The following is a 14,246-nucleotide window of genomic DNA, read 5'->3' as shown; positions in this document are numbered from 1 at the left end:
CTGCAAGAAAGCGCCCATGATGAACCGGCGAACCATGATGCAGGGCGCGGCGGCGCTGATCGCTGGCGGCATGCTGCCCGCGAAGGGCTGGGCGGCGCCCTTCACCTCCCGCCGGATCGCGGTGACGGCGCGGGGGGCCGGGCGCGACGTCGTGCTGATCGCCGGACTGGCGAGCGGGCCGGGGCTGTGGAACGGGGTGGTCGGCGCGCTGCCCGGCTATCGCTGGCATCTGGTTCATGTGCGGGGTTTCGCGGGCCTGCCCGCCGACGCCAACGCCAGCGGCCCGCTGGTCCAGCCGCTGGCGGACGAGATCGCCCGCTATATCGCGGCGGCGGGGCTGGACCGGCCCGCCATCGTCGGCCACAGCATGGGCGGCACGCTGGCGATGATGCTGGGATTGAAGGGGCTGGCCGGGCGGCTGATGGTGGTCGACATGCTGCCCGAAGGGGCGGCGATGGTCGGCGGCACGGCGCAGGGGCTGGGCTTCCTGGCCGACCAGCTAGGCCAATATTTCACGGGGACCAGGGCGGGACGCGCCTATCTGGCGCAGATGCTGGCGGAAATGCCGGGGGCCAGGGGCAGCGACCCGGACGTCATCGCCAATGCGTTGCGCGACCTCGCCAATGTCGACCTCGGCCCGCAACTGGCGCGGCTGACCGCGCCGATGGAGGTGGTCTATGCCGTGGGCGGCGACGCGAAGCAGGCGGGCGAGATCGGCCGCACCTTCCGCACGGCCTATGCCGCCAAGCGCGGCGTGCGGCTGGTGCCCATCGGTCCCAGCGGCCATGTCGTCATGGCGGACCAGCCTGCGCGCTTCAACGCGGTGCTGGGCGATTTTCTGAGGACGGTTTGACGCCGATCAAAGCGGGGGCGGCATGGCCCGCCCATAAGGATCGCGGCGCTTGCAGCGTCACTCCTCTTCCTCATGGCGCAGCGCGATGGACCGCTGCGCCACCTTTTTTCGTGCATTAGGTTGATACAGCCTAGGACCAGTCGACATTCAGTTCAGGGCGAGCCGAAAATGGTAGTTTTTCGTGACCCGGAGCGCAGCGTACTTAAAGTACGTGAGCACCGGAAGCACGGAAAACTGCCATTTGCAGGCCGCCATGGGCTGAATGTCGACTGGTCCTAAGGCGCCAGCACGGTATCCACCGCCTGCGGCAGCATGTCGGGATAGTCGAGCGTATAGTGAAGCCCCCGGCTCTCCTTGCGATGCAACGCCGAACGCACGACCAGCCGCGCCACCTCCAGCAGGTTGCGCAATTCGATCAGGTCGGGCGTCACGCGGAAATGGCCGTAATATTCGTCCACTTCCTTTGCCAGCAGGTCGATGCGATGCTGGGCGCGCTCCAGCCGCTTGGTGGTGCGGACGATGCCGACATAGTCCCACATGAAGCGGCGGATTTCCTTCCAGTTATGCTGGACGATGACCTCTTCGTCGGAATTGGTGACGCGGCTTTCGTCCCACGGGCGGACCGGCGGCGGCGCGGGCAGTTCGTCCCAATGGGCGCGGATATGCCGGGCGGCGGCCTCCCCGAAGACGAAACATTCCAGCAGCGAATTGGACGCGAGGCGATTTGCTCCGTGCAGCCCGCTCTCGGTCACTTCCCCTGCCGCGTAGAGGCCCGGCAGGTCGGTGCGCCCGTCCAGGTCGATCACCACCCCGCCGCAGGTATAATGCTGCGCCGGGACGACCGGGATCGGTTCCTTCGTGATGTCGATGTCCAGGTCCAGCAGGCGCGCATAGATGGTCGGAAAATGCGTGCGCACGAATTCCGGCGGCTTGTGGCTGATATCCAGATGGACATAGTCCAGGCCCAGCCGCTTGATCTCATGGTCGATGGCGCGGGCCACCACGTCGCGGGGGGCCAACTCGGCGCGCTTGTCGAAGCGGGGCATGAACCGCTCCCCGCCGCCGGGCACGCCGGGGGGCAGCTTCAGATGCCCGCCCTCGCCGCGCACGGCCTCGGTGATCAGGAAATTCTTGACCTCCAGATTGTAGAGGCAGGTCGGGTGAAACTGGTTCATCTCCATGTTGGAGACGCGGCATCCCGCGCGCCAGGCCATGGCGATGCCGTCCCCGGTCGCGCCCCTGGGCGCCGTGGAGAAAAGATAGGTCCGCCCCGCGCCCCCGGTGCAGAGGATCGTCGCCCTGCCCAATATGGCGTCCACATGCCCGCTCTGCTTGTTGAAGGCGTAGACGCCCCAGACATGGCCGTCGCCCGAATAGCGCTCTCCATGGCGGCTGGTGATCAGGTCGACGGCGATCCGGTCCTCCAGCAGGGTGATGTTGGGATTGGCGCGGGCCGCCTTCAGCAGCGCGACCTGCACGGCATGGCCGGTGGCGTCGTCGACATGGACGATGCGGCGGTGGCTGTGGCCGCCCTCGCGGGTCAGGTGCCAGCGCTCCCCGAATTCCTCGCCCCCGTTAAAGGGCACGCCCAGTTCCGCCAGCCGCTCGATGGCGGCGGGGGCTTCGGAAACGACGAATTCGACGGTGCTGCGGTCGTTCAACCCCGCGCCCGCGACCATCGTGTCCTCGATATGCGCCTCGAAACTGTCCCCGGCGTCGAGCACGGCGGCGATGCCGCCCTGCGCCCAGTTGGTGGATCCGCCGTCCAGCGCCCCCTTGGCCAGCACCACGACCTTGCGGTCCTGCGCCAGGTTGATGGCGGCCGTCAGCCCCGCCGCGCCGGAACCGATGATGACGACGTCATAGGTGGTAGTGGGCATCTTATACCTTACTCCCCTCCCGCTGGCGGGAGGGGCTGGGGGTGGGCTTGCGCAAGCGTCGCCTGAACATGCGATACGACGCCTTCGAGATTTTCCATCACATCGGCATTTGAAAAGCGCAAGATTCGATAGCCCCGGGAACGGCAGTAATCGTCTCGCCTCGAATCATATTGCACGCTGTGATCGTGGCTTTCGCCGTCCAGCTCGATCATGAGCCTGAGTTCACGGCACAGGAAGTCCGCGAAATAGGGGCCGATCGGCATCTGGCGGCTGAACTTGAAGCCCAGCTTTCGGCCGCGAAGTTGTTGCCATAACAGCCGTTCTGCTATCGGGGCGGCGTTGCGCAGTTCTTTTGCGCGAGCGGTAGCGCGTGGTTTGAAAGGTTGCGCAAGCCCACCCCCTAACCCCCTCCCGCTTGCGGGAGGGGGAACATCTTGGCTCTCCCTCACGCCGCCGCGGTCAGGTTCAGGAACACATCCTCCAGGTCCGGGTCGCGCGTCACCACGTCGACGATGGAAAGCCCGCTCGCCTGCACGGCGCTCAGCACCTGCCCGGCATTGGCGCGGTTCTTCATATAGGTGATGGTCAGCGTGCGCTCGTCGGACAGTTCGACCTTCTCGAAACAGGGGTCGGCGGGCGGCGTCGCGATGTCGCGGTCCACCGTCACCTGCACCACCTTCTCCTGCGCCATGGCGATCAGTTCGCGGGTCGGCTTGTCGGTGATCACCTTGCCATGGTTGATGATGCCGATGCGGTCGCACAGCTCCTCGGCTTCCTCCAGATAGTGGGTCGTCAGCACGATGGTCACGCCCTGCCGGTTCAATTCCCGCACATAGGCCCAAAGCTGTTGCCGAAGTTGCACGTCGACGCCGGCGGTCGGCTCGTCCAGCACCAGGATCGGCGGCGAATGCACCATCGCCTTCGCCACCAGCAACCGGCGCTTCATGCCCCCCGACAGGGTGCGGGCATAGGCGTCCGCCTTGTCCTCCAGATGCACGGCGCGCAGCAATTCCATCGACCGGCGGCGGTCCTTCGGCACGCCATAATAGCCCGCCTGATTCTCCAGCGTCTCGAACGGGGTGAAGAAGGGATCGAAGACGATCTCCTGCGGCACGATGCCGATGCTGTTCTTGGCGTTGCGGGGATTCTGGTCGATGTCGAAGCCCCATATCCTGGCGCTGCCGCTGGTCTTGTTGACCAGCCCGGCCAGGATGTTGATCGTGGTAGACTTGCCTGCGCCGTTCGGCCCCAGCAGGCCGTAAATCTGCCCTCGCGGGATCGAGAGGCTGATATTGTCGAGCGCGCGCTTGCCGCCCTTATAGACCTTGGAAAGATTGGTGATCTCGATGGCGGCTTGCGGGGCGGGGGAGGGGAAAGTGTCGGTCATGGCTGCCTATCTGGTGCGAAACAGCAGAAAATCAAAGCTGCGTGCTCCTGCGAAGGCAGGAGCCTAGATCAAACATCGGAACTAGGCTCCTGCCTTCGCAGGAGCACGGCAGGCTGTAAAGCCAAGGCGTCCTCTAAAATTCGTCGGCGGCGTTCAGCAGGGCGGTGAGCTTCCTCGGCGCCACCTCCCGCCAGCTACGATGCAGCCGCTCGCCGATCTGGTCCCAGTCCGTATCCCCCAGGTCGATCCGGATGCCCACCCAGCCGTCCCCGAAATAGGCGGGCCGGTAATAGCGCGCCGGATCGCTTTCGATCAGCATCGCCTGCTCTTCGGGCGCGGTGGTCTTGACGAGGATGGCGATCACCCCGCCGCCATGACGGTCCTGCGTGAAATAAGCGAATTTCTTGCCCTTCTCGATCCCGAAGCAGGGCATGCCGTGCGACGTCACCTCATCCACCTGCGGCAGGGCCAGGGCGCGCTCGCGGACCTTGTTCAGCAGCCATTCGGGCTGCCGCTCGCGAGTCACGAAATCGGCCAGCGTGCGGGAATAAAGCTGATGCTCGGCGATCAGGATGCGCGCCGCCAGGCTGTCGGCGGTGTCGCCGGGCAGGATCGCGACTTCGGTCTGGCCCAGCACCGGCCCATCGTCCAGTTCGGCGGTGACGATATGGACGGAGCAGCCCGCATGGGAATCGCCCGCGTCCAGCGCCTTCTGGTGGGTGTCCAGACCCTTATATTTGGGCAGCAGGCTGGGATGGATGTTGAGCATCCGCCCCTCCCACCCCGCGACGAACTCCGGCGAGAGCAGGCGCATATAGCCCGCCAGCGCCACATATTCCGCGCCCGCCCTGCGCAGTTCCGCGTCGATGACGGCGTCGAACGCGGCGCGCTTCATCCCCTTGTGGCTCTGCCCGAAGGTGGCGACGCCCTCGGCGGCGGCCAGCGCCAGGCCGGGCGCTTCGGGATCGTTGGCCGCGACCAGCACGATCTCATAGGGGCAGGACGGATGCCTGGCGGCATAAAGCAAGGCCGCCATGTTCGAACCGCGCCCGGAAATCAGAACGCCGACCTTTGCCTTCACTTACCCAGTCTCCGTTCGGTTCGAGCGAAGTCGAGAACCCTGTGACGCCGTTTCTCGACTTCGCTCGAAACGAACGGGCTTGTATGACTCACCCCAGATGCGTCGCGGTCCAGTCCGCCTTGGCGCTCCATGTTTCCTGCGATCCCCTGACCGTGCAGCCCTTCTCGCCCGCTTCCACGGCGCCGATGCGAACCACCGTCTCGCCCGCCGCTTCCAGTTCGGCGGCCACGGCGTCCGCGCCATCCGCATCCACCGCCAGCACCATGCCGACGCCGCAGTTGAAGGTGCGCGCCATCTCTTCCGGCTCGATATTCCCTTGCGCCTGCAGGAAGGCCATCAGCCGCGGCTGTTCCCAGCCATCGGCATCGACCACCGCATGGGTTCCTTCGGGCAGCACGCGCGGAATATTCTCCAGCAGGCCGCCGCCGGTGATATGGGCCAGCGCATGGATCTTCCCCGCCCGCACCAGCGGCAGCAGCGACTTCACGTAAATCCGCGTCGGCGCCATCAGCGCGTCGATCAGCAGCACTTCATTGTCGAAGATCGCCGGACGGTTGAGCTTCCAGCCCTTGTCGGCGGCCAGGCGGCGCACCAGCGAAAAGCCGTTGCTGTGCACCCCCGACGAAGCAAGGCCCAGCAGCACGTCCCCCACCTTCACCCGGTTGCCGGTCAGCGCCTGGGACCGCTCCACCGCGCCCACGCAGAAGCCCGCCAGATCATAGTCGCCCGGCCCGTACATGCCCGGCATCTCGGCGGTCTCGCCGCCGATCAGCGCGCAACCCGCCTGCCTGCACCCTTCGGCGATGCCCGCGATCACCCGCTCGGCGACGCCGCTCTCCAGCTTGCCGGTGGCGTAATAGTCCAGGAAGAAGAGCGGCTCGGCCCCCTGCACGATCAGGTCGTTGGCGCACATGGCGACTAGGTCGATGCCTACGCCGTCATGGGCGTCATGATCGATGGCTAGTTTCAGCTTGGTGCCCACGCCGTCATTGGCCGCGACCAGCAGCGGATCGTCATAACCCGCCGCCTTCAGGTCGAAGAAACCGCCAAAGCCGCCCAGTTCCGCGTCGGCGCCGGGGCGGCGGGTGGCCTTGGCCAGCGGGGCGATGGCGCGGACCAGCGCATTGCCTGCGGCGATGTCGACGCCAGCCTTGGCGTAGCTGTAGGATTCGGTGTCGCTCATGCTGAGCGCCACTAGAGCAATGTACAGGAAAACGGAACGGGAAATGGGTTGCCGCTTGGCAGGGCAGGCAAATCCCGCCAAAAGGACGCGCGTGAGCCTGCCCATTGTCCTTCGCGGCCTGTCCTTTCGGCCTCTGAACCTGATTCGCGTGATGTCGCGGCCCTTCCAGATTCTGGGCGCCATTGCGCTCGGCCTCGCGGCGGCGGCCCTGTTCGCGCAGATGGAGGGGGAGCGCGGCGTTCCGCCCATCGCCAGCGGCGGCGATTTTCAGGTCAGCCATGTGAAGGTCGACGTCTTCGCCAAGGATGCGTTCAGCGCCCGGCAGGCGGGCTGGCGGCTGGCGCAGCGGCGGGCGTGGCAGATGCTCTGGACCCGCACCCATGGCGGAACCGGCGCGCCGGGCCTGACCGATTCGCAGCTTGAAGGCATGATCTCCGGCATAGAGATCGAATATGAGCAGGCCGGGCCGAACCGCTATGTCGCGACGCTGGGCGTCATGTTCGACCGGGCGCGCACCGGGCAGGTGCTGGGCGTCACCGGCAGCAATGTCGTGCATTCGCCGCCCTTGTTGGTGATCCCGGTCCTGTGGGACGGCGGTTCGGCCGTGTCCTATGAACGGATCAATGAGTGGCAGAAGGCGTGGGCGCGCTTCCGCACCGGGGACAGCGCCATCGACTATGTGCGCGTGGCCGGGTCGATCGCCGATCCGATCCTGCTGAACGCCGGACAGACCGGACGGCGCGGGCGGCTGTGGTGGCGGGTGCTGCTCGACCAATATGGCGCGGCGGACGTGGTGATCCCCATCGCCCGGCTCGACCGCCAATATCCCGGCGGCCCCGTGACCGGCACCTTCACCGCCCGCTATGGCCCCGACAATTTCCTGATCGGCAGCTTTTCCCTGCGCGCCTCCAGCGACAGCGCGATCCCGCAGATGATGGACCAGGCGGCGCAGCGGATCGACCAGCTCTACACCCAGGCGCTCAGCGACGGCCGCCTGCGCCCCGATCCGTCGCTCATCATCGAGGAGCCGGTCGATCCCGACGCGCTGGCCATCGAAAACGCCGCCGACCTGCCCGTGGAGATGCTGGACGCGCCGCCGCCCGCCGCCGCGACCGGCAGCTTCGCGATCCAGTTCGACACGCCCGACGTTGGATCGGTGGCGCAGGGGGAGGCGGCGCTGCGCTCCATCCCCGGCGTCCGCTCCGCCGCGACCAGCAGCCTGGCGCTGGGCGGCACGTCGGTCATGCAGGTCAGCTTCGACGGCACGGTCGACGCGCTGCGCGCCGCGCTGACGGCGAGGGGCTATGGCGTGGCGGTGTCCGGCAACACGCTGCGCATCCGCCGCGCCGCCGCCGGAGCCGCTCCGGCGCAATGAGACAGATCAGCCTGCCGTTCGACCGGCCGGATCATGCGACCGCCGACGAATTTCTGGTCAGCGACGCCAACCGCATCGCCGTTCGCCATCTGGAGAACTGGCGGAACTGGCCGCTGGCGGTCAGCGTGCTGAGCGGCCCGCCCTTGTCCGGCCGTTCGACATTGGGCCGCCATTTCGCCGCGCAGAGCGGCGGCACGGTGATCGACGACGCGCAGCGGCAGGACGAGCGGACCCTGTTCAACGCCTGGAATGACGCGCAGACGGCGCAGCGCCCCTTGCTGCTGATGGCCGACGCGCCGCCCGCGATCTGGCAGGTGGCCTTGCCCGACCTGCGTTCCCGGCTCGCCGCCGCGCCGCATGTCGCGCTGGAGGAACCGGACGAGGCGCTGGCGCGCGCCCTGATCGAACGTTCCCTGTCCTCGGCCGGGGCCAGCTATGCCGCCGACCTGCCCGAATGGCTGCTGCGCCGCATCGAGCGCAGCTATGCCGCCATCACGGCGGCGACGCGCCTGCTGGATGAGGCCGCATTGTCATCGGGACGCAAGATTTCTACCGCTATGGCGAAACATGTCCTGCAAGGCGCGGGATTTTTGCCTATAGTCCCGGACTGACCCGGTTCTGAAAATGATGAGAGACATGTGGCCGAAGCCGACCCCTCCGCCAGCCTGACGCTGCCCGGCGACCGCTATTTCAACCGGGAACTGTCCTGGCTGGCGTTCAACCAGCGCGTGCTGGAGGAGGCGATGAACCGCGCCCATCCGCTGCTGGAACGGCTGCGCTTCCTGTCCATCTCCGGCGCCAATCTGGACGAATTCTTCTCCGTCCGCGTGGCGGGCCTGAAGGGGCAGCAGTTGCAGGATGTCGACATGCGCTCCGCCGACGGGCTGACCCCCGCGCAGCAGCTTGCCGCCATCACGGAGGAGACGGCCCGGCTGATGGGCGCGCAGCAGAAGGTGTGGGGCGCGCTGCACGGCGAACTGGGGCGGGTGGGGATAGAGGTGATCGGCCCTTCGACCCCGCTGGACGCAAGCTGCGAAAACTGGCTGCGCGACCATTTCCTGACCCAGATCTTCCCCATCCTGACGCCCCAGGCGCTGGACCCGGCGCATCCCTTCCCCTTCATCCCCAATCAGGGGCTGTCCATCGTCTTCGACCTGGAACGGCTGTCGGACAAGGAATCGATCCGCGAACTGGTGATGATCCCCTCCTCGCTCGCCCGCTTCGTGCGCATGCCGGGGGACATAGCGCGCTACATGGCGCTGGAGGCGGTGATCCGGCGCTTCTCCGCCGATCTCTTCCCCGGCTACCGCGTCCGCAACAGCGGCGTGTTCCGCATCATCCGCGACAGCGACATCGAAATAGAGGAAGAGGCGGAGGATCTGGTCCGCTATTTCCGCAGCGCCATCAAGCGCCGCCGCCGCGGCCGCGTGATCCGCATGGAGATAGAGGAGCGCATCCCCGAACCCGTCGAGGAGATGTTGCAGGACATGCTCCAGGGCCATGAGGCGATCATCGCGGAGGTGGAGGGCTTCGTCGGCATCGGCGACCTCAGCGGCATCGTCGAGGAGGACCGGCCGGACCTGAAGTTCGAACCCTATGCCCCCCGCTTCCCCGAACGCATCCGCGAATATGGCGGCGATTGCTTCGCCGCGATCCGGGCGAAGGACATCGTCGTCCACCATCCCTATGAGGCGTTCGACGTGGTGGTCTCCTTCCTGAAACAGGCGGCCTCCGACCCCGATGTCGTCGCGATCAAGCAGACGCTCTACCGCGCCGGCAAGCAGTCCGCGATCATCCGCGCCCTGATCGACGCGGCGGAGGCGGGCAAGTCCGTGACCGCCGTAGTGGAGTTGAAGGCCCGCTTCGACGAGGAGCAGAACCTGATGTGGGCCGACGCGCTGGAACGCGCGGGCGTGCAGGTGGTCTACGGCTTCATCGACTGGAAGACCCATGCGAAGGTGTCGATGGTCGTCCGGCGGGAGGGGGAGCAGTTCCGCACCTACTGCCATTTCGGCACCGGCAACTATCATCCGGTGACGGCGCGCATCTACACCGACCTCAGCTTCTTCACCGCCGACCCCGCCTATGGCCGCGACGCTGCGGCGCTGTTCAACTACATCACCGGCTATGTCGAGCCGCAGCGGCTGGAAAAGCTGGTCATGTCGCCCCGCGACCTGCGCGACCGGCTGTGCAATCTGATCGATGCGGAGATCGAGCATGTCCGCGCCGGGCGGCCCGGAACCATCTGGGCGAAGATGAATTCGCTGGTCGATCCGGCGATCATGGAAAAACTCTATGCGGCCAGCAATGCGGGGGTTCAGATCGACCTCATCGTGCGCGGCATATGCTGCCTGCGGCCGGGGGTGCCGGGCATGTCGGACAATATCCGGGTGAAGTCGGTCGTCGGCCGCTTCCTGGAACATAGCCGCATCACCGTCTTCGGCAACGGCAAGGCGCTGCCCAACAACGGCGCGAAAGTCTATATCAGTTCGGCCGACTGGATGCCGCGCAACTTCGACCGGCGCGTCGAGTTCCTGGCCCCGGTCGAAAACCCCACCGTGCACGACCAGATATTGGACCAGGTGATGGTCGCGAACCTGATCGACACCGAACAAAGCTGGGTGCTGGACAGCGAGGGCCATTACAGCCGGGTGGAGGCGACCGACCGGCCGTTCAACCTGCACCGCTATTTCATGACCAACCCGTCGCTGTCGGGCCGCGGCGCGTCGCTGGACAGCGTGGCGGTGCCGACGCTGCGCCTGCGCGGGCGGGCCTGACGCGCATGAATTCCATGCTGAGCCAGGTCCGGGCGATCGCGCCGGGCATGGCGACCTCGCCCCAACAGGCGAAGGCGCGCACGGCGATCATCGACATCGGCTCCAACAGCGTGCGCCTGGTCGTCTATGACGGGCCGCGCCGCATCCCCTTCATCCTCTTCAACGAAAAGGTGATGGCCGGGCTGGGCGCATCGCTGGGCAGGACCGGCCGGATCGAGCCGGAGGCGATGGAGCGCGGCCTGCGCGCCGCCGGCCGATTCGCCCATCTCTGCCGCGAGATGGAGGTGCAGGAGGTGCGCTGCGTCGCCACCGCCGCCGTCCGGGACGCGGAAAATGGCGACGAATTCATCCGCCGCGCCAGGGAGATGGGGCTGGAGGTCGAACTGCTGACCGGCGGGCAGGAGGCGGTGGCCGCGGCCCATGGCGTGCTGTCGGGCATTCCCGGCGCGGACGGCATCGTCGGCGACCTGGGCGGCGGCAGCCTGGAACTGGCCCGCATCCGCGACGGCGCGGTGCATGAGACGATATCGCTGCCGCTGGGCGTGCTGCGCCTGCCGCAGATCCGCGCCAAGGGTCCGGCGGTGCTGGAACGGATGGTCCGGAAGATGCTGGCGAAGGCGGGCTGGGACGCGCCTGCGGACCTGCCCTTCTACCTGGTCGGCGGGTCGTGGCGCGCATTGGCCCGGTTCGACATGGAACTGACCCGGTTCCCGCTGCCGGTCGTCCACCAATATGAAATGCCCGCCACCCGCGCCGAACAGTTGACGCGCATCGTGTCCCATGTCGGCAAGGCGCGGTTCAAGGATATTCCCCAGATCACCGGATCGCGGGTGCCCACCCTGCCGGACGCGGCGGCGCTGCTGTCGGTGATCGTCCGCCAGTTGAAGTCGAGCAGGCTGGTGGTCTCGGCCTATGGCCTGCGCGAAGGCCTGCTGTTCGGCGACCTGCCGCCGGACATCCGGGCGCACGACCCGCTGCTGGTCGCGGCGGAGGCGGAGGGGGAGGCGCAGGCCCGCTTCACCGGCCATGGCGACATGATCGAACGCTGGATCGCGCCGCTGTTCCTGGATGACGGCGACGCCTGGCGCCGCATCCGCCGCGCCGCCTGCCTGCTGGCCGATGTTGGCTGGCGCGCCAACCCTGATTTCCGGTCCGAACGGGGCGTGGAGATCGCGCTGCACAGCAATTGGGTGGGCATCAACGCCGCAGAGCGCGCCATGCTGGCGCAGGCGCTGCACAGCAATTTCGGCGGCGGCCTGTCCACCCCGCCCGGCATCGAACGCCTCGCCCCGCCCGAAGCGCTGCGGCGCGCGACCCTATGGGGTCTGGCGATCAGGCTGGGGCAAAGGCTGTCCGGCGGGGTGGAGGGGCCTTTGCTGGCGTCCCGGCTGGGGATGGAGGGCAATGTGCTCGAACTGCGGTTGCGGAGCGTGGATGCCGACCTTTTCGGGGAAGCGGTCGAGCGGCGGCAGCGGCAATTGGCCCAGGCCATGGGCGTGAAGCACCGGCTGGCCTGGTAGGCCGATGCCCCGGCTGAAACGGGGCATCGGCTGCTGGCGCCTCAGCTCCGGACGTCCTGCTCCGTCACGGGGGCGATCTTGATTTCGACGCGGCGGTTGGACGCCTTGCCCTCCGCCGTGGCGTTGGATGCGATCGGCTGGGTTTCGCCGAAGCCGCGGGTGGCGATGCGCGCCGACTGGACGCCGTGGGTCGTCAGATAATCGCCCACCGCCTGGGCGCGCCGTTCCGACAGCGCCTGGTTATAGGTGTCGGTGCCGTCGCTGTCGGTGTGGCCGTACACGTCGATATAGGTCTTGGGATATTGCGCCAGCACCGAAGCGACGTCGTTCAGCGTCGGCTGGAATTGCGGCTGCACGGCGGAACTGTCGGTGGCGAAGGTGATGCCCGACGGCATGCGCAGCACCAGATTGTCGCCGTCGCGGATCACGTCCACGCCGCTGCCGGCGGTTTCCTCCCGCAATTTGCGTTCCTGCGCGTCCATATAGGCGCCGATGCCCGCGCCCGCGACCGCGCCGATGCCCGCGCCCAATATCTTTTCGGTGCGGTCATGCCGGCCGCCGACCAGGTCGCCCAGCAGATAGCCGCCCAGCGCGCCGCCGATGCCGCCGATCGCGGCCTTCGAAATGGTGCGGTTGCCGGTGTTGGGATCGGTGGTGCAGGCCGTGGTCGCCAGCATGGCGGCCAGGCCGGTCGCGCCGACGATGCGATGAAAATTCCGCATGGATATGTTTCCCTTTCTCGTGCGCCCGAACGGATCGGATGCACCCCCAATGGTTGAGACGGGGCCTTTGTTCCACAAGCGAACTGAACTGCACATGATGCGACGGTTGTGAAATTGACAGAATCAAGGCTATAGGTGGCCGCCGACCGCCATGGCCAATATCCCCCCGCACGCTCCGACGCCCTTTCCCTGGGTCGACCTCGTCATCATCCTGGCGCTGGTCGCGCTGAACGGCCTGTTCGCCATGTCGGAACTGGCCATCGTCTCCGCCCGCAGGCCGCGCCTCCAGGCGATGGAGAAGGCCGGGCGGCGCGGGGCGCGCTCCGCGCTGGCGGCGGCGAGCGATCCCGGCAAGTTCCTTTCCACCGTGCAGATCGGCATCACCCTGATCGGCATCGTCGCGGGCGCCTATTCCGGGGCCAGCCTGGGCGGGCCGACCGGCGAGCGATTGCAGATGCTGGGCCTGTCGCCCAACGCCGCGCAAAATGCCGGTTTCGCGCTGGTGATCGGCCTTACCACCTATGCCTCGCTGATCGTCGGCGAACTGGTGCCCAAGCAGTTCGCCCTGCGCGCTCCGGAACCGATCGCGGTGCTGGTCGCCGGGCCGATGCTGTGGCTGGCGAAGCTGACCGCGCCCATCGTCTGGCTGCTGGACGGGTCCAGCGCCCTTATCTTCCGCCTGCTGCGAATGACCCGCGAATCGGAACAGCATGTGACGGCGGAGGAACTGCACCTGATCGTCGCCGAAGCCAGCAGGTCCGGCGTGATCGAGGAGAGCGAGCGGGCCATCATCTCCGGCGTCGTCCGCCTGGCCGACCGTCCGGTGCGCGAGGTGATGACCCAGCGCATGGACGTGGACTGGATCGACATCCACGCCGATGAGGATGCGATTCGCGCCAAGCTGCTCGACACGCCGCACACGCGCCTGCCGGTGGGCCGGGGCACGGTGGAGGACATCATAGGCGTCGTGCAGGCGCGCGACATCATGACGGCGCTGTTCCGGGGCGAGGGGCTGAACCTCGAAACCCTGATGCGCAAGGTGGAGGTGGTGCCCGACCAGGTCGACGCCATGGACGCGCTGGAGGTGCTGCGCCGGGCCGAGGTGCCGATGGTCATGGTGCATGACGAATATGGCCATTTCGAAGGGATCGCGACGCCCGCCGACCTGCTGTCGGCCATTGCCGGCCATTTCGTGTCCGACCTGGACAGCGCGGACGAGCCTGAACTGGTCGAGCGGGAGGATGGCAGCCTGCTGGTGTCGGGGCAGATGCCGGTCGACCTGCTGGCGGACCGGATCGGCATCGACCTGCCGGAGGATCGCGACTATGCGACGGTCGCCGGCCATGCGCTGTGGCTGCTCAAGCGCTTGCCGGAGGTGGGCGATTTCATCGACGATCAGGGCTGGCGGTTCGAGATCGTGGACATGGACGGACGCAAGATCGACAAGCTGCTGATCGCGGAACGATAG

The 14,246-nt window shown here is 67.1% G+C and carries 12 protein-coding genes; 6 read left to right on the top strand and 6 right to left on the bottom strand.

Annotated elements, in window-relative coordinates; translation table 11 throughout:
• Nucleotides 1-16: 16 nt before the first annotated feature.
• Nucleotides 17-853, top strand: a complete 837-nt coding sequence (locus tag Sj15T_RS10930) for an alpha/beta hydrolase (protein ID WP_013041046.1) — start codon at nt 17-19, stop codon at nt 851-853.
• A 275-nt stretch (nt 854-1,128) separates the two neighbouring features.
• Here Sj15T_RS10930 and nadB read toward each other — a convergent pair whose 3' ends face one another.
• The 5 genes from nadB to purM form a co-directional block, all read right to left on the bottom strand.
• The gene (nadB, locus tag Sj15T_RS10925; protein ID WP_013041045.1) at nt 1,129-2,733 is read right to left on the bottom strand and encodes an L-aspartate oxidase; all 1,605 of its coding nucleotides are present in this window, start codon (nt 2,731-2,733) and stop codon (nt 1,129-1,131) included.
• Between the two features lie 8 nt (nt 2,734-2,741).
• Nucleotides 2,742-3,182: a DUF559 domain-containing protein gene (locus Sj15T_RS10920; RefSeq protein ID WP_013041044.1), complete on the bottom strand. Its 441-nt coding sequence runs from the start codon at nt 3,180-3,182 to the stop codon at nt 2,742-2,744.
• Nucleotides 3,179-4,120, bottom strand: coding sequence for an ABC transporter ATP-binding protein (locus Sj15T_RS10915; RefSeq protein WP_013041043.1), 942 nt, complete (start codon nt 4,118-4,120; stop codon nt 3,179-3,181). Before Sj15T_RS10915 ends, Sj15T_RS10920 begins: the two co-directional genes overlap by 4 nt.
• 133 nt (nt 4,121-4,253) lie before the next feature.
• A complete protein-coding gene (gene purN / locus Sj15T_RS10910) occupies nt 4,254-5,201 on the bottom strand; it encodes a phosphoribosylglycinamide formyltransferase (protein WP_013041042.1) in 948 nt (315 codons plus the stop codon).
• A gap of 88 nt (nt 5,202-5,289) precedes the next feature.
• Nucleotides 5,290-6,384 carry a phosphoribosylformylglycinamidine cyclo-ligase gene (purM, locus tag Sj15T_RS10905; protein WP_013041041.1) on the bottom strand — a complete coding sequence of 365 codons (1,095 nt, stop codon included), beginning with the start codon at nt 6,382-6,384 and terminating at the stop codon, nt 5,290-5,292.
• Between the two features lie 151 nt (nt 6,385-6,535).
• Between purM and Sj15T_RS10900 the strand changes: the two genes are divergently transcribed.
• The 4 genes from Sj15T_RS10900 to Sj15T_RS10885 are packed head-to-tail and all read left to right on the top strand — an operon-like array spanning nt 6,536 to nt 12,056.
• Entirely contained in the window at nt 6,536-7,759 is a 1,224-nt protein-coding gene (locus tag Sj15T_RS10900) for a heavy-metal-associated domain-containing protein (RefSeq protein ID WP_148225600.1), read from the top strand.
• Nucleotides 7,756-8,370 carry a chromosomal replication initiator protein DnaA gene (locus Sj15T_RS10895; RefSeq protein ID WP_013041039.1) on the top strand — a complete coding sequence of 205 codons (615 nt, stop codon included), beginning with the start codon at nt 7,756-7,758 and terminating at the stop codon, nt 8,368-8,370. The genes Sj15T_RS10900 and Sj15T_RS10895 overlap by 4 nt, the downstream gene beginning before the upstream one ends.
• A 27-nt stretch (nt 8,371-8,397) precedes the next feature.
• Nucleotides 8,398-10,536, top strand: coding sequence for an RNA degradosome polyphosphate kinase (locus Sj15T_RS10890; protein WP_025771596.1), 2,139 nt, complete (start codon nt 8,398-8,400; stop codon nt 10,534-10,536).
• 5 nt (nt 10,537-10,541) lie between these two features.
• A complete protein-coding gene (locus Sj15T_RS10885) occupies nt 10,542-12,056 on the top strand; it encodes a Ppx/GppA family phosphatase (RefSeq protein ID WP_007687514.1) in 1,515 nt (504 codons plus the stop codon).
• A gap of 41 nt (nt 12,057-12,097) precedes the next feature.
• Here Sj15T_RS10885 and Sj15T_RS10880 read toward each other — a convergent pair whose 3' ends face one another.
• The gene (locus Sj15T_RS10880) at nt 12,098-12,778 is read right to left on the bottom strand and encodes an OmpA family protein (RefSeq protein WP_007687515.1); all 681 of its coding nucleotides are present in this window, start codon (nt 12,776-12,778) and stop codon (nt 12,098-12,100) included.
• Between the two features lie 151 nt (nt 12,779-12,929).
• Between Sj15T_RS10880 and Sj15T_RS10875 the strand changes: the two genes are divergently transcribed.
• Nucleotides 12,930-14,246, top strand: coding sequence for a hemolysin family protein (locus Sj15T_RS10875; protein WP_013041036.1), 1,317 nt, complete (start codon nt 12,930-12,932; stop codon nt 14,244-14,246).

This window comes from Sphingobium sp. TA15 (assembly GCF_037101235.1).
Classification (GTDB): Bacteria; Pseudomonadota; Alphaproteobacteria; order Sphingomonadales; family Sphingomonadaceae; genus Sphingobium; species Sphingobium indicum.
The sequence above is the reverse complement of the archived record's forward strand: the minus strand, read 5'-3'. Positions and strand labels throughout refer to the sequence as shown.

Bases quoted from the DNA above. Each gene is read 5' to 3' on its own strand.
- Sj15T_RS10930 (WP_013041046.1), top strand. From the start codon at position 17: ATGATGAACCGGCGAACCATGATGCAGGGCGCGGCGGCGCTGATCGCT.
- nadB (WP_013041045.1), bottom strand. From the start codon at position 2,733: ATGCCCACTACCACCTATGACGTCGTCATCATCGGTTCCGGCGCGGCG.
- Sj15T_RS10915 (WP_013041043.1), bottom strand. From the start codon at position 4,120: ATGACCGACACTTTCCCCTCCCCCGCCCCGCAAGCCGCCATCGAGATC.
- purM (WP_013041041.1), bottom strand. From the start codon at position 6,384: ATGAGCGACACCGAATCCTACAGCTACGCCAAGGCTGGCGTCGACATC.
- Sj15T_RS10900 (WP_148225600.1), top strand. From the start codon at position 6,536: ATGTCGCGGCCCTTCCAGATTCTGGGCGCCATTGCGCTCGGCCTCGCG.
- Sj15T_RS10895 (WP_013041039.1), top strand. From the start codon at position 7,756: ATGAGACAGATCAGCCTGCCGTTCGACCGGCCGGATCATGCGACCGCC.
- Sj15T_RS10885 (WP_007687514.1), top strand. From the start codon at position 10,542: ATGAATTCCATGCTGAGCCAGGTCCGGGCGATCGCGCCGGGCATGGCG.
- Sj15T_RS10880 (WP_007687515.1), bottom strand. From the start codon at position 12,778: ATGCGGAATTTTCATCGCATCGTCGGCGCGACCGGCCTGGCCGCCATG.
- Sj15T_RS10875 (WP_013041036.1), top strand. From the start codon at position 12,930: ATGGCCAATATCCCCCCGCACGCTCCGACGCCCTTTCCCTGGGTCGAC.